The sequence below is a fragment of the Leminorella grimontii genome, assembly GCF_039789245.1.
GTDB lineage: Bacteria > Pseudomonadota > Gammaproteobacteria > Enterobacterales > Enterobacteriaceae > Leminorella > Leminorella grimontii.
On sequence record NZ_CP146357.1, the window covers coordinates 2,754,033 to 2,773,091 of the forward strand.

Consider the following 19,059-nt stretch of genomic DNA (forward strand, 5'->3'; position numbering starts at 1 on the left):
GAGATTCCTCGTTTGTTATTGGGATGAATGTGTTAAAGGCGGGACGGGTTTCTCCCTCCTGCCATAAAAGTCAGCAACAAAGTGCTCTAATGTACCCTGTTCAATGGCCTCACGTAAACCCGCCATCAAGCGCTGATAGTATCTCAGGTTATGGATGGTGTTTAAGCGAGCGCCGAGAATTTCGTTACAGCGGTCAAGATGATGCAAATAGGCCCGGCTGTAGTGACGACAAGTGTAGCAGTCGCAGTGCTCGTCGAGTGCAGAAGTATCATCTTTATATTTAGCATTGCGGATTTTAACCACTCCGCCGGTAACAAACAAATGCCCGTTGCGCGCATTGCGCGTCGGCATCACGCAGTCGAACATATCGATACCGCGGCGTACGCCTTCCACCAGGTCTTCCGGCTTGCCGACGCCCATCAGGTAACGAGGCTTGTCTTCCGGGATCTGCGGGCAAACGTGCTCTAAAATCCGGTGCATGTCCTCTTTCGGCTCGCCGACCGCCAATCCGCCGACCGCGTAGCCGTCAAAGCCGATGTCCACCAGCCCCTTGACGGAAACGTCACGCAGGTCTTCATAGACGCTGCCTTGAATAATGCCGAACAGCGCATTTTTATTGTCCAGCGAGTTGAAGCGCTCACGGCTGCGCTTGGCCCAGCGCAAAGACATCTCCATCGAACGCTTGGCGTAGTCCCAGTCCGCCGGGTAAGGCGTACATTCGTCGAAGATCATCACGATGTCGGAACCCAGATCGTACTGGATTTCCATCGACTTTTCCGGGCTTAGGAAAATCGCGTCGCCGTTGATCGGGTTGCGAAAATGAACGCCCTCTTCGGTGATTTTGCGGATATCCCCCAGGCTAAAGACCTGAAAGCCGCCAGAGTCGGTCAGGATCGGGCCGTCCCAGTTCATAAATCCGTGCAGATCGCCGTGCTGGCGCATGATTTCCTGCCCAGGGCGCAGCCACAGGTGGAAGGTGTTGCCCAGAATAATCTGCGCGCCGGTCGCCTTCACTTCCTCCGGCGTCATGCCCTTGACCGTACCGTAGGTGCCTACCGGCATAAAGGCCGGCGTTTCGACCACGCCCCGGTCGAAAACCAGACGCCCGCGGCGCGCGCGCCCGTCTTTCTTTTGTAACTCAAACTTCACTTAAAACCTCCGATACCAGAGAAACAGTCTGGTAAGAATAAAAAGCATGACGCTTATCGTCCGCTTCCGTGACATAGATTCTGACACGCTTAAAGCGCGAGATTTTACACGCTTTATGCCTTACGGGCGAGTCATCTCATTATTAGTGCGTAAGAAAAAACGCATAGCCTTACAGTGGAAATGCTAACGCCCTTTTAGATAAGGGCGCAGCGTCTAAACCGTCAAGAAGTGATTATCGATGCCGATAATTAAGGAATTTCATTAATAGCCTGCGGATTGCGCGTAATAAACATCGCATCCCCGTAGCTAAAGAAGCGGTACTGCTTTTCTACCGCCTGCCGATAGGCCTTCATGGTGTTGGCGTAGCCGGCGAATGCCGACACCAGCATAATCAGCGTTGATTCAGGCAGGTGAAAGTTGGTGATAAGCGCGTCAATCACCCGAAAACGATAGCCCGGATAGATAAAGATGGCGGTGTCGTTAAAGAAAGGCTGAAGCTCCCCCTCTCCCGACGCCTGAGCGGCGCTTTCCAAAGATCGCACCGAAGTGGTGCCCACCGCGATAACCCGATTGCCGCGCGCTTTGCAGGCCAGCACGGTGTCAACCACGTCCTGCGGCACTTCGGCATACTCCGAGTGCATCACGTGCTCTTTGACGTCATCAACCCTGACCGGCTGAAAGGTGCCTGCGCCGACGTGCAGCGTGACGAACGCCATTTCTACGCCCTTTTGGCGCAGCGCCTCCAGCAGCGGCTCGTCGAAATGCAGCCCCGCCGTCGGCGCGGCGACCGCGCCGGGCTTTTCGCTGTAGACGGTCTGATAAAGCTCCCGATCGGCCTCTTCGTCCGGTCGGTCAATGTAGGGCGGCAGCGGCATGTGGCCTGCGGCGTTAAGGATCGCCAGCACGTCGCGACCGTCGTCAAAACGCACCTCGAACAGGGCGTCGTGGCGCGCGACCATCGTTGCCGGAATCGACTCATCGTCTCCCAGCAGCAGCTGTGCGCCGGGCTTAGGCGCTTTAGACGCCCGGACGTGCGCCAGCACGCGGTGGTCGTCCAATACGCGCTCTACCAGCATCTCGATTTTGCCACCGCTGGCCTTACGGCCGAACAGGCGGGCAGGAATAACGCGGGTATTGTTAAACACCAGCAGATCGCCGGCCTCAAGCTTGTCCAGCACGTCGGTAAACACGCCGTCGGACAGCTCGCCGCTTTCGCCGTTCAGGCCAAGCAGGCGGCAGGCGCTGCGCTGTTTCTGAGGATAGCGGGCGATTAACGACTCGGGAAGTTCAAATGAAAAATCGGATACGCGCATAGCAGTTTATGAATTTACGTTTAGAGACGAACAGGCGGCTTAGTCTAGAGCCTGCCTTAGCGGGCTGCAAGAAATAAGGCGAGAAAAGTCCGCGCTTTCGGCAAGAACGGGCGAGCCGCGCGGCGCCCCCAAGACGGCAGACTCACATTAGGCTATACTTGCGCCATGAATTTTCTCGCACACCTTCATTTAGCGTCGCTTGCCGAAAGCTCTCTGCTCGGCAATCTGATGGCCGACTTCGTTCGCGGAAGGCCCGACGCGGACTACTCTCCGGAGATTGCCAGCGGCATCATGCTGCACCGCCGCATCGATAGGCTCACCGATGGCCTGGAGGCGGTTAAAGAAGCGCGATCGCTGTTTAGCCGCTCCAACTACCGCGTTTCCGCCATTGCGCTGGACGTGCTGTGGGATCACTTTCTGTCGCGCCGCTGGGAAGACGTCGACGGCAGAACGCCGCTGCCGACGTTCATCAAGCGGGCCAAAGCCAGCATCGATCCTCTCGTTGCCCTGACGCCCCCCGGCTTTCAGCGGCTGAATCAGTACATCTGGCAAGACCGCTGGCTTGAGCGCTACGCCGAGCTGCCGTTTGTTGCCGATGCGCTCAACGGCATGGCGGCTCGCCGCCCGAAGCTTGAGGCGCTGTCGCGCTGTATGAGCGACATTGAACAAAACTATGAAAGGCTGGAAGCCAGCTTTTTAAGCTTCTATCCGGAAATGATGGCGATGGCGGAGAAACGTCAGCTATAGGCATTGCCTTGCAATCGCGCGCATTGTTGGGGTTGGTAAATTAGCGTATAACGCCTTTACAGCCCTACATGTTATGGGTATGTTTAACAGCTGTAATCGCATCGCGGCATTCAGGCTGCGCCTCGCCATTATTCGCTATAGCGACGCGGCCTAATAGGTGGAAACTATCTCAATAATCGGCCAGATGTCCTTTAAGACTGACGCTCAACTGCCTATACTTGCCGTCACGTTTCATTCATTATCATTAACTTATTTGACAGGAGAGTTATTATGGTTCTGGTTACTCGCCAAGCCCCTGATTTTACCGCTGCGGCTGTTCTTGGTAACGGAGAAATCGTTAACAACTTCAACCTCAAGAATCATCTGAACGGTAAGCCTGCCGTTCTGTTCTTCTGGCCAATGGACTTCACTTTCGTTTGCCCGTCTGAACTTATCGCGTTCGATCACCGCTATGAAGAATTCAAAAAGCGCGGCGTTGAAGTTGTCGGCGTTTCTTTCGACTCTGAGTTCGTTCACAACGCATGGCGTAAGACCCCGGTTGACAAGGGCGGCATCGGCGAAGTGAAGTACGCTATGGTTGCCGACGTTAAGCGCGAAATTCAAAAAGCTTACGGCATCGAACATCCGGACGCAGGCGTTGCGCTGCGCGGCTCATTCCTGATTGACAAAAACGGCGTTGTTCGCCACCAGGTCGTTAACGACCTGCCGCTGGGCCGCAACATCGACGAAATGCTGCGCATGGTTGACGCTCTGCAGTTCCACGAAGAGCACGGTCAAGTTTGCCCTGCACAGTGGGAAAAAGGCAAAGAAGGTATGAAGGACTCTCCGGAAGGCGTGGCCAAGTACCTGTCTCAGAACGCTGCTGCGCTGTAATTTTAAGCACTGCGTTAACAAATTGGAAAGGACCGCACTTCGGTGTGGTCCTTTTTCTTTTCCGCTAAATAATTGTTTAGGCGTAAAAATTAGCTTAACCGGGATACCCTACCGTTACGTCTTGCAGTCCCCCGGACATACCGCCCGCACCGGTCATAACGACCTCCTTTTCCTCATAATGCTTGTACGCCTGATAAATGTACTTCAGCTGAAACGTCCTTCGACACTCGGTACATAGATAGCGCTGATGCCCCGAACGCGCCGTCCCGTGTTTTCTGACCTTATTTGCCTGTAGGCAAAAGCGGCAGAGGGGTTTTCCCGTAAACATCGTATAGTCTCCATTTTCTATAGAAGTTCATGTCCAACGAACTGGATAAGTTACTCAATAATAGATAAGGCGATAAAGGAGGAAGCCGATAGACAAAGCGCTATCGGCTCCCTGGCTTTATGCGATTACCAGCTGTAGCGCGCGTTGAGGCTAAAGCTTGCGTCGCCGTAACCGTGACTGCCCTTCTGGCCCACGGCCTGCGCCGCCACGCTCCAACGTTCGCCCAGGCGGGTCTGAACCCCCGCCTTCAGTTCCGCTCTGTCCGCCGGCAGGTCCTGCCTCACGCTGGCGCCGTCAAACGAAACCGACACGTCGTCGGTGCCGTGTAGCCAGTTGGCTTCCAGGAACGGCTGGACCACGTTTTGATCCTTATTCAGCTTGCCTGCTACTCTCAGGCCTAAGCGGCTGGTCCAGCTATCGCCGTTCTGGCCGTCGACCCGCACGTCGTTGAAGTCCACCGCGTCGGCACGATAGTTCTGCCATACGATCTGCGCCTGAGGAATAAGGCTTAGCGTTCTGCCTTCGCTGATAACAACGTCATGACGATAGCCGGTTTCCAGCGACACGGCGTTAGCCGTCGAGTCATAGCTTACTGAGCCCAGATCGTGGTTATCTACCGCGTTGTCATAGATGCCGTACTGATACCAGCTGTCTACGTACAGGCCGCGGTGAGTTTGCGCATCGGCAAACCAGGTCGCGTAGACGCCCAGGTTGTAACCGTGCGCATCGCCGGAGGCCGAGAACCGGCTGCCGTCCGCGCCGCGGTTGCCGTCGCTGTCGGTATCCGCCTTCACGTAGCTGCCCATCACGCCCACGTTCAGGCTCTGCGCACCGTTACCCCACGCCGCAATGTCGCTCCCCAACTGGACCTGCGAGTAGTGGTTGTCGATATCTACTTCACCGTTGGCGACCGTCGAGTCCGCCTGGCCGGCCTTGAAGCGCATCCAGACCGCACCGTCCTCCGAGCGAAGCTGGCTGCCTTCACGGTCGTACAGCGTCTGCATTTGCAGGTTTTTCATCATCGACTGGTTGCCGATAAATGCACCGATATCAGGGCGATACTGCGGATTGACGTCGGGATCGGGGGTAGGATCGTCGGACAGCGTACGCAGATACCAGTTGCCGCCGTCTTTATACAGACGGTACTCGTATAGCCCGATTTGTAGCCGGTTGCCTTGGGTGAAATCGCCGTCAGAACGCCCGGCGACGCTAACCACCTCAATGCCGTTATTGGTATCCGCTCCCTGACCGCCGACGTTATTGACCATCAGCGTCGTCGTGCCCGACGTATTGCCGTTTACCACCAGCCTATCGGTCAGAGAACCGTCGTCCCCCAGTTGAGTATTGAGCGTCAGAGTGCCGCCGCTGCCGGCATAGTCGCCGTTAATGAGCAGCTTTCCACCCGGCGCAATATTGCTGCTGGCAATATTGCCCGCATTGGCGACGTTACCGTTGACGGTAAGCAGCGTATCAAAGCTTATCAGGCCCCGGTTATCCACGTTGCCGTTTACCACGCCGCTGCCGCCGAGCGTCCCTGCAGGCGCCACGTTCACCGCCTGCTGGCTGCCGGTTGCGCCAATAACGCCGGTTTCGGTCAGCCACAGCGTGCCGCCCTGCACGTCGGTCGTTCCGCTGTAGGCGTTGTCGGCAGAGAGGATAAGCTTGCCGTCGCCCTTTTTAGTCAGCGATTTGCCGTCCCAACCGGTTGCCGCTTCCGGAGCGACGTCCACCAGCGCGGTAGTGACCTCAAAGGATTTCCCTTCACCCAGCGTGAAGTTGCCGTGGGCGGGCGTGACGGCCATCGTCGAAGAAGGCTCCACGTACCAGCTCAAGCCGCCGCCCAGCAGATATTGCGTATCGTCGGCCTCGCTGATCCTGCCGCTGAAAGCTAAATAGTCCGGTACCGTCATCGGATCCGTCGACAGGCTGGAAAAATTACCCGTAATGGCGCTGTCCGCGTCAATCAGCGTTACCTGCATCTGGGGCAAATCAGCGTCTGACGTCAGGGCGCTGAGGCCGAACGCATCGCTGACGTTGCTAAGGTGGAGCACGCCGTCCAGATCGATGTCATTGCCGGCGATCAGCGGCGTACCGGCATCGCTACCCAGGGACGCGGCGCCAAGATCGACATCCAGTTCGCTGCTGCTCGCAAGCGTAAGCTTACCGGCCTTCAGCGTGCTGTAGGCTCCGGCGTCACTGTCGTAGGCGAAAATCACCTTACCGGCGTTGTCGAGCCTGCTCAGGCTTGAAACGTTGGTCATCGCCCACTGGCTTCCCTCAGCCATCGCCAGATTTAGCGTGGAGTTATCCGCAAGCTGCGCATTAACGGAGGTTTTTCCCTCAAAGCGCGAGTCGGCGTCCATAGTAAGGTCAATCGTTCCCCACCCGCTGTTGATGATGTCGCCGGTAATGTCCATCTTTCCGGTGCCGGTGATGGTACCGCCCTGATAGACAAGGCTTGGGTCGCTGGAACTGCTGACAAGTGGGTTCCAAACGGCCACGCCGCCGTCGGTTTTTATCGTTGTATCGCCGGACAGATTAACGATGCCGCCCTGTTGAACCACAACGCCATAGCCATTCGCGCCAAGGCTTGTCATATCCAGCATGACGTTTTTAGCGTTGATGATCCCCGCCTGCGTAAAGCTGTAGTTGCCGATAGCCCACAGGCCGTATGAGCGCTTGGAACCGCTCATTATGATGTCCGTATTGGAGATATTGAGCGTTTGTCCGTTAAACTGCGACGAAGCGCCGTAACCGTTTACCGCATAGATGGTATTTCGATTCTGCTCGGTGCCGTTAAAGTTAACCACGACCGTTCCGCTGCCGTATCCTTTATAGCCCGCGCAGATGCCGTTCGTCTTTCCGGACGCGCCGACGTTTCTGCCGTCAATCAGGCTGCCCGCGCCGATAGTGATTGTCCCGCCCTGAGCCAGAACGCCCGTCGCCTGCGAGGTTTTAACGGTGAGCGCGTCCGCTTTCAGCGAGCCGCCGGTCACCCAAATGCTTTCAGCTACTCCGGTCGCGCTAATGCTGCTGCCGGAGCCGAGATCGACGTTTCCGCCGTCGACCTTGACCCCGTAAACCCAGTCGCCGTCTACGTCTACCGTCAGTTGATTAGCTTTAAAAGAAACCGGCGTGGTTCTGTTGGCTAAAGTTACTCCGCCGCCGTTGTAATAGCCGTGCATAGAGATTGTGCTACCGCTGCCCAAGTCTACGCTTGCGCCGTCACCATAAACGTCCACGCCCTTTCCAGTTATGCTGGTAGTGCCGGTGCGCGTCGTATTCATGGTGATGTTGATGCCATTGGCGACAAAAGATGCGCTTTTTCCGCTGAGATAAACGCCGGAGGAGGAATTGGTATTGCCCTGTATATCAATCGAGCTTCCCTCGCCAAAATCGACCGCGCTGCTCGCGTCTACCGTTACGCCATAGGTCGTGCCGGCGCCCTTAACGCTGACCTCGATACCGTTACCGGTAAGCTTACCGTTTGTACCAACGGCAACCCCCGTACTCGAGCCCGTCCCGCTTTCAGCTTCAATTCGGGTATTTTCCCCCAGATCGATGTCGACATATTTTGAATATTCCGCGCTAAGCCCCGTCGCCTGCGCGGTAGCTGATTCCGCACGGATAAATCCGTCGTCGATACTAAAGCTGCCCTTATTGTCGTTGAGGTAAACGCCGCGAGCGATATTGTTGCTGGATTTTGCGGTAATGGAGCTCCCCTCGCCCAGAGAGATAACGTCGCTGCTGCCGCCGCTGTAAATACCGTAGGCGCTTTGCTTAGCGCTTACGTCAACCACGAGGCCGTCGGCATTCACGCGAGTGCCGGCGTTATTTTTTTCAATATCAAGGCCTATGCTTGAAGAGTTGGTTGTCGTTCCGGTATCCGTGATGTGAATTTCCGTTTTATCACCCAGACTGTTAGCGTCCGAGTTATCCAGCTTCACGCCGATGGATCCCACATCGCCAGAGATGCTAATGACGGCTTTGCCATCAATTTGCAAGCCGCTGCCGCCGGTCGTCGAGCTGTTGATCCCCGTACCGCCCGTCGTAGCCGTGACGGTATCGCCGTTTTGCAGCGCAATGCTGGCGCCGCTTTGGGGACCGACTTCATTTGCGTTGGCACAGCCCAGCCCGGATAAAATCAGACCTATCGCCGCGCCTACCGTACGAACCCGGTTCTGTACCCGACTGTCTCCACACGCCAATTCGGAAGCCACAACGTACATATTTCTCGCAGCGTTCCAAACAATACTGTAGTTTTTGTTCATATTCCGTATTTCTCATCCTTAATGAAACAAAGCGCACCGCAACGACGGCCGCATCGGCGAAATAGAGAATGCATAGAAAAGAAATAAAAGTTCAGTGAAGAAAACGCGACCATATCCTTAATCGGCGTCTTTAAATAGACGTCGAGCATCGATACAAATTAATGTATTAGCTCTCGACTCAATCCTGATTAATAAAGATATAGGCTTATTTATATATCAACCCCAGCGTCTTTCACCTCATTCTTAATCCTCTTCCCCCTTTACATTCAAGCATTCGCTGACAAAATTAATCAGTTGTTTAATAAGATTAATTTACATTACTACCGCCCATTTTCTCCTTTCACAGGAGTAGCTTTCACCCCGATAAAAATAAGAAAACAGTGGTTAAATGCAATGCTACATGATGCGTTGCTGAGATCGAACTTTTACTTTTTCCAAAAAAAATATATTAATAGATCCAAAAATGGATAATTAAAATAAGGTAAAAGCTACGGAAAAAAATGAAATAAAACCAACGGTTGGGATTACGGAGTAAATACTGACAGGTAGGTAAGAGAAGATGGCTTAATTAAAGCAATAGGGGGACTGACTCCCCCTATTGCCCTTTTCAGATTTTGCCTATTACCAGCTATAGCGCACGTTCACCCCAAAGCTCGCATCGCCATAGCCGTGGCTGCCCTTCTGGCCTGCGGCCTGCGCCGCTACGCTCCACTGTGAGCCAAAGTTAGCCTGGATGCCCGCCTTAAGCTCCGCCCTGTCCGCCGGCAGGTCCTGCTTCACGCTGGCGCCGTCAAACGAAACCGACACGTCATCGGTGCTGTGCAGCCAGTTGGCTTCCAGGAACGGCTGAATGACGTTCTGGTCCTTGTCCATCTTGCCCGCTACGCGCAGGCCTAAGCGGCTGGTCCATGAATCGCCATTCTGGCCGCCGACCCGCGTGCCGTCGACGTTCACCGTATCAGCCTTATAGTTCTGCCACACCACCTGCGCCTGCGGGATAAGGCTCAGCGTTCTGCCTTCCCGGATAACAACGTCGTGACGGTAGCCGGCCTCCAGCGACACCGCATTAGCCGTCGAGTCATAATTGGCCGAACCCAGCCCATCGTTGCTTATCGTGTTGTCGTACATGCCGTACTGATACCAGCTGTCGACATACAGACCCTGATGGCTCTGCGCGTTGGCAAACCAGGTGGCGTAAACGCCCAGGTTATAGCCGTGCGCATCGCCAGTAGCCGAGAACCGGCTGCCGTCCGCGCCGCGGTTGCCGGTACTGTCGGTATCCGCCTTGACGTAGCTGCCCATCACGCCCACGTTCAGGATCTGCTCGCCCAGACGCCATGCGGCAAGGTCGCCGCCCAGCTGGATTTGCGAGTAGTGGTTGTCGATATCCACGTTGCCGTTCGCCGCCGTGGAGTCCGCCATACCTGCTTTAAAGCGCATCCACACCGCGCCGTCCTTCGACTGAAGCTGGCTGCCTTCGCGATCGAACAGCGTCTGCATTTGCAGGCTCTTCATCATCGCCTGGTTACCGATGACGGCGCCGATGTCCGGACGGTATTGAGGGGTGACGGCATTGCCTGAATCTGACGGGTCAACCGGGTCAACGGGATCGGAAGACTGCGTGCGCAGGTACCAATTGCCGTCGTCTTTATACAGACGATATTCGTGTAGTCCGATTTGCAGGCGGTTGCCCTGGGTAAATACCCCATTAGAGCTGCCGCTGACGCTCACCACCTCGATGCCGTTTGTGGTATCGGCTCCCTGACCGCCGACGTTATTGACCATCAGCGTCGTCGTGCCTGACGTATTGCCGTTCACTACCAGCCTGTCAGTGAGCGAAGCGTCGTCCTCCAGCTGTGCGTTAAGGGTGAGCGTACCGCCGCTGCCGACGTAGTCGCCGTTCACCAGCAGCCGGCCCCCCGGCGTACCGTTACCGCTGGCGATATTGCCGGAGTTGGTGACGCGGCCATTAACGGTAAGCAGCGAATCAAAGCTCAACAATCCCCGGTTGTTGACGCTGCCGTTCACCACACCGCTGCCGCCGAGTGTTCCCGCCTGCGCCACGTTTACCGCCTGCCGGCTGCCGCTTGCGCCAATAGCGCCGGTGTCGGCCAGCCACAACGTACCGCCCTGAACGTCCGTCGCGCCGCTATAGGCGTTGTTTGCCGTAAGGATCAGTGTGCCGGCGCCCTTTTTGGTCAGCGACTTGCCGTCCCAGCCGGAGGCGGCTTCTGGCGCAACGTCGATCAGCGCCGCGTTTAGCGCAAAGCTTTGTTCACCCTCCTTCAGGGTGAACGTGCCGTGCGCCGGAGACATTGACGTGTAACCTCCGGCATACCAGCTCAGCCCGGTGCTGAGTTCATACTGCGTATTATCGGTGGCGCTTATCCGCCCGCTGACGGCCATAAAATCCACCTGCAGCGCGCTTATCCCGGCCACGGTCAGGCTATCGAAGTCGCCTCCTATGGCGCTATCGGCGTCAATAACGGTAAAAGTGCGAAACTCATGGTCAAGCTCGTCTTCGATATTGCCAAACCCGGTGATGTTCAGGCCGCCCGCCAGTTGAACGCTATCGGCAGCGATAATCGGGCTGCCGGAGTAGGCATCCAGCGCGATGTCCAGTCGGCTACCGCTCTCTTGCATCAGCGAAGCCGCATCCAGCGAGCTGCCCGCAGACAGCGCGGTGGCGCCGCCGCTGCGCGTGGTTACGTTCGCCAGCGTAAACGTGTCGTTCACGTTTAGCACCAGTCGACCGCCGTTGTCGATGTCTCCCGCTCCCAGCGCGTTAACGTTGGCGGCCGTTAGCGTACCGCCGTTAATCGTCGTACCGCCGCCGTAGGCGTTATTGCCGGAAAGCGTCAGTTCGCCGCCACCAACCTTCACCAGTTCGCCGGTTCCGCTTAGCGTGCTGCTCAACTCGCCTTCATTGAGCTTCAGCGTACCGTTATTTTCTACGTTGCCCACGCCCAGCGCGCTGGCGCTATTGGCCGTCAGCGTACCGCCGCTAATCGTCGTGCCGCCGCTGTAGCCGCTGCTGTCGCTGAGCGTCAGCTCTCCCCCGCCGCTCTTTACCAGGTTCCCGCTGCCGTTCAGCGCGCCGGCTAACGTACCTTCGCTTAATTGCAGCGTTCCCTCATTGTCAATATCGCCAATACCCAGCGCACCCGCATTATTGGCAATCACCCGGCCGGCAGTAATAGTAGTGCCGCCGCTGTAGGAGTTGGCCGCATCGGCTAGCGTCAGGGAACTTGAGCCGATTTTCACCAACAGGCCAGCGCCGCTTAAATGGGCATTCAGCGTGCCTTCGCCCAGCTTCAGCGTGGCGTTGTTTTCTATATCGCCAGAGCCCAAAGAATAGGTGTTATTCGCTATCAGCGTACCGCCATTGATAACCGTGCCGCCGCTGTAGGTGTTGTTGCCCGTTAAGGTAAGCGCGCCCTCTCCGCGTTTAGTCAGCGTTTTACCGCCCCAATCGGTGGCGGCCTCCGGCGCGACGTCAACCAGTGCGCTCGTCACCGTGAAACCGTCGTCGGCATCAGCCAGCGTAAACGTGCCGTGAGCCGGGGTGGTTGACAGAACGCTCGGCGCATCGCCCACATACCAGCTTAGGCCCGTGCTCAACAGGTATTTGGTATCGTCGTCGGCGTCTATCCATCCCTTAACGGCGATGTAGTCCGGCATACTCACTGCCGCAGACAGCCTGTCAAAATTGCCAACGATGGAAGTATCGGCATCAATCAGCGTTACCTGCTGCATGCTGGCCAGATCGATATTGGCAGTGACGTTGCCGACGTCGGTGATAACAAGAGAGCCGTCCAGCGTCACGCCGTTGCCGGTAATCAGCGGGCCGCTGACGGCGGCGTCAACGCCGACGTGAACTTCGCTGGTATCTCTTAACATGAGTTCGGTCGCCTTTAGCGTACTGCGGCCGCTGCTATCGGAGGTAAAAATGACCGTACCCGCGTTGTCAAGCTTACTTACTGCGGAGCTCTGCAAGCTGCCCGCGTAATCAATCGTCCACTGGGCCTTTTCTTTTAGCGTCAGATTCAGAATGCTGTCGCTGGTAAAAGCGCCGCCGTTAAAATTCGAGCCCTCGTCCATGACAAGTTCGGTCTCATATGCGCCGCTGGCAAACACGTCGCCGCGGATGTTCATCACGCCGCTACCTTTAATCGTGCCCCCCATACTGTAGATAGCATACGCCGAATCCTTGGCGCTAATTGTCGTATTGCCGTTGAAGTTAACAAGGCCGCCCCACTGTGCGGAAAGGCCGTAGGCGCCGCCATTCACTTCAATGTTCATATTTTTGGCATTAATAATTCCAGACGTCGATGAAGCGGTGCTAGGCCCCGTTGCCAGTAGCCCGCAGCTGCCTTGCCCCGTCGCGACAATGTCGGTATTAGAAATATTGAGCGTATACCCTGCGCTGTATGCTGATGCGCCATAGCCTTTCACCGCATAGATAGCGTTACGGTTTTGCTCACTGCCGTGAAAATCAACAATTGAGCCCATGCTGCTGCCGCCAATTGACGGAGAGTATCCGGCCAGAATGCCGTTGGTCGATTTTCCTGAAACGGCATCTCGCCCGTCAATCACGCTGCCTGCGCCAATTGACACCCTTCCGCCGGAAACGTAAAGCGCCGTTGCCTGCGCCGTCTTGACGGTAAGCTCTTGCGCCGTCAGCTTGCCGCCGTACATAAAAATCGTTTCTGCGCGGCCGTCTGCGCTGATGCGGCTGCCCGAACCCAGATCGACAATATTGCTATCGCCTTGAACATTGATGCCATATAAGTGGGTACTATCGTTGTTACTCACATCCAAGGTAAGGCGATCGGCTTTAAAAGAACCGGCGCCTCGAAAAAGGATAATCCCATATCCTTGATTGGCGCCCCGTATGGTAATCGTTGAGCCGCTGCCTAAGTCTGCGCTTGCTCCGTTACCATGGAGATAAATACCATGAGCAGATGGGGCGCCCGCAGAAGTAGTCGATATGTCAACGTTGAGGCCGTTCGCCTTAAAAGAAGAATTCTTACCGTTTAAATCGACGGCTACGCCATAAGAAGCGGCTCCGGTAATGGAAATTGCGCTTCCCTCACCCAAATCAGCACTGCTACTGTCATATAACCGAATACCGGCTGAAGTCCCTCTCTTAATATCGGTATTTATCGTCAAGCCACTGGCCTGTAAAGTTCCGTTCTCTCCTATGGCTATCCCGTCTCCCTGATTTTTAATCTCGATTTGGGTATTTTTACCAAAATCAACTGAGGCACCGCCCTTACTATAAATACCGTAGCTATAATTTTCTTCTACAACAACGCGAATAGCGCCGTTATCCATCTTAAAGCTCTTAGTATCGCTGTCTAAATAAACGCCATAAGCACCGTAATATCGAGCACCTACGCTACTCTCCACGTTAATAGCGCTATTTTTCCCCAAATCTATCGAACTGCCCTTTCCTAAGCTTTGGATACCATAGAGGACTTCCTCTCCAGCGACATTCAGCTTAAGCCCATCGGCTTTTACGCTGGTTGGGGTTTCAACATTGTCACTACCAATAAAAAGGCCAGTTGCGCTTGAATTGATGCCCTCGGTCGTAACGCTAATTTCCGTCCCGCTCCCCAGACCGTTATCAACGCCGTTGTCCAGCGTTATTCCGCGAGACTCGGCGCGGCCGGAAACGTCAATAACGACTTTACCGTCGATCTGTACGCCGTCACCGCCGGTTACCGAACTATCGACGCCTGTTCCGCCCGTCGTCAACGTTATCGTATCACCATCCTGCAGCGCCACGCTGGCGCCACTCTGCGGCCCAACCTCGTCGGCTAATACGTTCATCGAGGTTATGCCCGTTCCCACCATTGCCAGCCCAAGGACTATGCCAACGGCGCGCACCTGACCTTGTATTCTGTTATCTCCGCGCGCCAGTTCGGACGCAACGACATACATATTCCGCGCCGCGTTCCAAACAATGTTATAGCTTTTATTCATATGACAAGCATCTTTCATTAGGTAAAACAAAAATCGCGTTGAATGCGATTACGCTTAAGTTTTTGAGAGCGTTTAGGTGAGTGATAAAAACTCAATGAGCAGAAATATGCCGTCATTCTTATCTGGCTTTTTATGGGCTATTTTCACGTTCTAAAAGAATAGGATTGAAAGTCCAAACATAGACCTTAAGTCTATTATAATACTATTTCCAGTGCCTCATCCCTAAGCTCACCCTCTATTTATTAAATAGAGAAAACAATAACATCCTGATAAAAAACAACCCTTAACAAATAAAATAAGAGTTGCGATACCTTATTTTAAACAAAAAACAAACGATAATTAAGATCTAAATCACTTTTTTACAGTTAAAAAAATCGAATAAACAGAAAATTAAGATTTAAAATAACACACTCAGACAGCGATAATGCTCCACTTGATGTATGTCAAATTAATTACAGATACCAACCAGGATATGAAACTATTTTCAACAAATTAGAATAAATTAAGTCAGTGAAATTATTAGCAATAAAATAAACGCAAATAACCCTATGGCTACATACAATTTTTGCAGCCTACATAGGGAAAAATTCTATTTATAAATAGCTAGAGCGCCCCCTAAGGATAAATACATTAGCCTAATATTTAAAAACCTTTATGTAGCCTCGGAGTAATATGGTTCTCAAAAAGGCTAAGGCCGGAATTACCGGCCTTAGCGTGTTATTACAACTTTGACTTACCAGCTATAGCGCACGTTCAGCCCAAAGCTCGCGTCGCCGTAGCCGTGGCTGCCCTTCTGGCCGACGGCCTGCGCCGCTACGCTCCACTGTGAGCCAAAGTTGGCCTGTATACCCGCCTTCAGCTCGGCCCTGTCCGCCGGCAGGTCCTGCTTCACGCTGGCGCCGTCGTACGAAACCGATACGTCATCGGTGCTGTGCAGCCAGTTGGCTTCCAGGAACGGCTGAATAACGTTCTGATCCTTGTCCATCTTGCCCGCTACGCGCAGGCCTAAGCGGCTGGTCCACGAATCGCCATTCTGGCCATCGACCCGCGTGCCGTCGACATTCACCGCATCGGCACGGTAGTTTTGCCATACTATCTGCGCCTGCGGGATCAGGCTCAACGTTCTGCCTTCGCGGATAACAACATCGTGGCGATAGCCGGTTTCCAGCGACACCGCGTTGGCCGTCGAGTCATAATTTGCCGAACTCAGCCCAGCGTTGCTCACCGTGTTGTCGTACATGCCGTACTGATACCAACTGTCTACGTACAGGCCCTGATGGCTTTGCGCATTGGCAAACCAGGTGGCGTAAACGCCCAGGTTGTATCCGTCAACGCTGCCGGTGGCCGAGAACCGGCTTCCGTCCGCACCGCGGTTGCCCTTACTGTCGGTATCCGCCTTGACGTAGCTGCCCATCACGCCCACGTTCAGGCTATGCTCGCTTAGGCGCCACGCCGCAAGGTCGCCGCCCAGCTGGATTTGCGAGTAGTGGTTGTCGATATCCACGTTACCGTTCGCCGCCGTGGAGTCCGCCATACCCGCTTTAAAGCGCATCCACACCGCACCGTCCTTCGACTGGTACTGGCTGCCTTCGCGATCGTACAGCGTCTGCATTTGCAGGTTCTTCATCATCGCCTGGTTGCCGACAAAGGCGCCGATGTCCGGGCGGTACTGCGGAGTGACGGGATCGACATCAGGATCGATATCGGGATCGGGGGTGGGCGTCGGATCGACGGCCAACGAGCGCAGGTACCAGTTGGCACCATCTTTGTACAGGCGATATTCAAATAATCCGGCCTGCAAGCGATTACCCTGAGTAAACTCGCCGTCGGAACTGCCGCTGACGTTCACCACTTCGATGCCGTTTGTCGTTAACGCGCCCTGACCGCCAACATTGTTGACCATCAGCGTCGTCGTGCCCGACGTATTGCCGTTGACCACCAGCCTGTCGGTCAGCGAGTCGTCGCCGTTCAGTTGAGTATTGAGCGTCAGAGTACCGCCGTTACCGACGTAGTCGCCGCTGACGGAAAGCGTGCTGCCCGGCGTAGCGCCGCCGCTGACGATGCTGCCCCCGTTGGTCAGGTTACTCAGGCTGGAGCTGCTGGTCATCGTCCACTGGGCCCGGTTCTCCAATGCCAGATTCAGAGTTGAATCATCGCCTAATGCGGCATTGACAGAGGTCGCACCGGTAAATAGAGACCCCGCGTCCATGGTGAGATCGATAGTTCCCCAGCCGCTGTTGACGATATCGCCGGTAATGTCCATTTTTCCGGTACCGGTAATCGTACCGCCCTGATAAACCACATCGGGATCGCTGGAGCTGCCAACGCGCGGGTTCCAAATCGCTACGCCACCGTCGGTTTTTATTGTCGTATCGCCTGTCAGATTAACGATACCGCCCTGCTGAACAACGACGCCATAACCGTTCTCGCCAAGGCTGGTCATGTCTATCGCTACGTTTTTGGCGTTGATGACTCCCGCCTGCGTAAAGCTGTAGTTGCCGATGGCCCACAGGCCGTATGAGCGCGATGTACCGCCCATAACGATGTCCGTATTGGAGATATTGACCGTTTGCCCCGCAAACTGGGAGGATGCGCCATAGCCGTTCATACCATAGATGGTGTTTCGATTCTGTTCGGTGCCGTTAAAGTTGACCGTGGCCGTTTCATTACCAAATCCCTTATATCCGGCCGCGATGCCGTTGGTAGACCCCGACGCGCCGACGATCCTGCCATCGATAACGCTGCCCTCGCCGATCATTACCGTCCCGCCTTGGGCGAGGATGCCTGTCGACTGCGCCGTCTTAACGGTAAGCTCTTTTGCCTTTAGCTCACCGTCGGTAACCCAGATAGTCTCTGCCGTTCCGTTAGCGCTGACGCTGCTGCCGGAACCGAGATCCATCGTTCCGCCGTCAACCTGAATGCCATTGACGCTCTTACCCGTTACGTCTACCGTTAGCCTATCGGCCTTAAAAGAAACGGGGGCATATCCAGAATCCCGACCGGTTAAGGTGATCCCGCCCCCGGCCGTGTAGCCATGTACGGACACGGTACTACCGCTCCCTAAATCCACGCTGGCGCCTTCTCCGTAAACTTCAACTCCACGCCCGGTAGAACTACCGGTACGCGTTGTTTCCATGTTGAGGCTAATGCCGTCAGCAGTAAAAGAGGAATTTGTTCCGCCCGTATAAATGCCGGTGGAGTAGCTGGCGTTGCCCTGCATGTTAATTGAGCTACCTTTGCCGAAGTCAACGGTACTGCCTGAGCCGACCGTTACGCCGGAGGTTGTATTGGCGCCCTTAACGCTAACCTCAACGCCTTCACCGGTAAGCGTGCCGTTTGAGCCCATTGCAACACCCGTACTTGAGCCGAGTGCGCTTTCAGCCTCAATTCGGGTATCTTTTCCCAGCGTAATATCTGCGCGATCTGAAAACTCCGCGCTAAGCCCGGTGGCCTGATCGGCCGCCGCCGTTTCGGCACGGATAAAACCGCCGTCAATGCTAAAACTGCCGTTGCTATTACTCAGATAAACGCTGCGGGCAATGCTGGTGTCAGATTTTGCGGTAATAGAGCTCCCTTTACCCAGAGAGATAGCGTCTCCACTGCCATCGGTATAGATGCCGTAGGCGCTTTTATCCGCGCTCACATCAACCACAAGCCCGTCAGCATTAACGTGGGTTCCGGCGTTATTATTATCAATATAGAGACCGGTCGTTGAAGCGCTGGTTGAAGTTCCGGTATCCGTGACGTGAATTTCCGTGCCGACGCCCAGCTCGTTGCTCGCAGAGTTATCAAGCTTCACGCCGCTGGAGCCAGAGTCGCCGGAAACGTTAATGGTCGCCTTTCCATCGATTTGCAGGCCGCTGCCCCCGGTCACCGTACTGTTAATGCCCGTTCCGCCCGTCGTTACCGTAACGGTATCGCCGTTTTGCAATACAACGCTGGCGCCGCTCTGCGGGCCGACTTCTGCGGCGCTCGCATAGCCCATTCCGGATAAAATCAACCCCACAGCGACGCCTGCGGCACGAACCCGACTCGGTATCCGACTATCTCCACAGGCCAGCTCAGAAGCCACTACGTGCATGCTGCGAGCGGCGTTCCAAACAATATTGTAATTTCTATTCATATTCCGTATCTCTCATCACTAATGAAGCAGAAAACACATCACGGTGGCGAGACAGGAAAGACTTAGACAAGAAATAAAAAATCAGTGTTAAATGTGCCTAACGGCTCTAACATTCATCCCTGTTTGAATATTAATCCCTAAAAAAGGCGAACGACCACCCTTTGAGAGTTATTCATCCCAATCTAGGTATATTTATTTACAGTAGTTACCGATCGCTTAACCTCTTCCCTAAGCCACTCCTCCCTTATACTTCCAACAACCACCGAA

8 protein-coding genes are annotated in these 19,059 nt (G+C 54.9%); 2 read left to right on the forward strand and 6 right to left on the reverse strand.

Features of this window, described 5'->3' with window-relative positions:
- Positions 1–15: 15 nt before the first annotated feature.
- Together tgt and queA are read right to left on the reverse strand one after the other, a co-directional pair.
- Positions 16–1,149: a tRNA guanosine(34) transglycosylase Tgt gene (tgt, locus tag V8L73_RS12875; protein ID WP_027275938.1), complete on the reverse strand. Its 1,134-nt coding sequence runs from the start codon at positions 1,147–1,149 to the stop codon at positions 16–18.
- 248 nt (positions 1,150–1,397) lie between these two features.
- A complete protein-coding gene (gene queA / locus V8L73_RS12880; RefSeq protein ID WP_347253171.1) occupies positions 1,398–2,462 on the reverse strand; it encodes a tRNA preQ1(34) S-adenosylmethionine ribosyltransferase-isomerase QueA in 1,065 nt (354 codons plus the stop codon).
- A 165-nt stretch (positions 2,463–2,627) separates the two neighbouring features.
- Between queA and V8L73_RS12885 the strand changes: the two genes are divergently transcribed.
- Positions 2,628–3,209, forward strand: coding sequence for an ACP phosphodiesterase (locus V8L73_RS12885; RefSeq protein WP_347253172.1), 582 nt, complete (start codon positions 2,628–2,630; stop codon positions 3,207–3,209).
- A 270-nt stretch (positions 3,210–3,479) separates the two neighbouring features.
- Positions 3,480–4,082, forward strand: a complete 603-nt coding sequence (locus V8L73_RS12890) for a peroxiredoxin C (RefSeq protein ID WP_027275935.1) — start codon at positions 3,480–3,482, stop codon at positions 4,080–4,082.
- Between the two features lie 94 nt (positions 4,083–4,176).
- Here the strand turns inward: V8L73_RS12890 and V8L73_RS19900 are convergent, their stop codons facing one another.
- The 4 genes from V8L73_RS19900 to V8L73_RS12910 all read right to left on the reverse strand — a co-directional run bounded on the left by V8L73_RS19900 (position 4,177) and on the right by V8L73_RS12910 (position 18,792).
- Entirely contained in the window at positions 4,177–4,410 is a 234-nt protein-coding gene (locus tag V8L73_RS19900; RefSeq protein WP_422655587.1) for an IS1/IS1595 family N-terminal zinc-binding domain-containing protein, read from the reverse strand.
- Between the two features lie 125 nt (positions 4,411–4,535).
- Complete coding sequence (locus tag V8L73_RS12900; RefSeq protein WP_347253173.1) at positions 4,536–8,681, reverse strand: autotransporter outer membrane beta-barrel domain-containing protein; 4,146 nt, start codon at positions 8,679–8,681, stop codon at positions 4,536–4,538.
- Positions 8,682–9,302: 621 nt separating this feature from the next.
- A complete protein-coding gene (locus tag V8L73_RS12905) occupies positions 9,303–14,669 on the reverse strand; it encodes an autotransporter outer membrane beta-barrel domain-containing protein (protein WP_347253174.1) in 5,367 nt (1,788 codons plus the stop codon).
- A gap of 733 nt (positions 14,670–15,402) precedes the next feature.
- Positions 15,403–18,792, reverse strand: a complete 3,390-nt coding sequence (locus V8L73_RS12910; protein ID WP_347253175.1) for an autotransporter outer membrane beta-barrel domain-containing protein — start codon at positions 18,790–18,792, stop codon at positions 15,403–15,405.
- Positions 18,793–19,059: the final 267 nt, after the last annotated feature.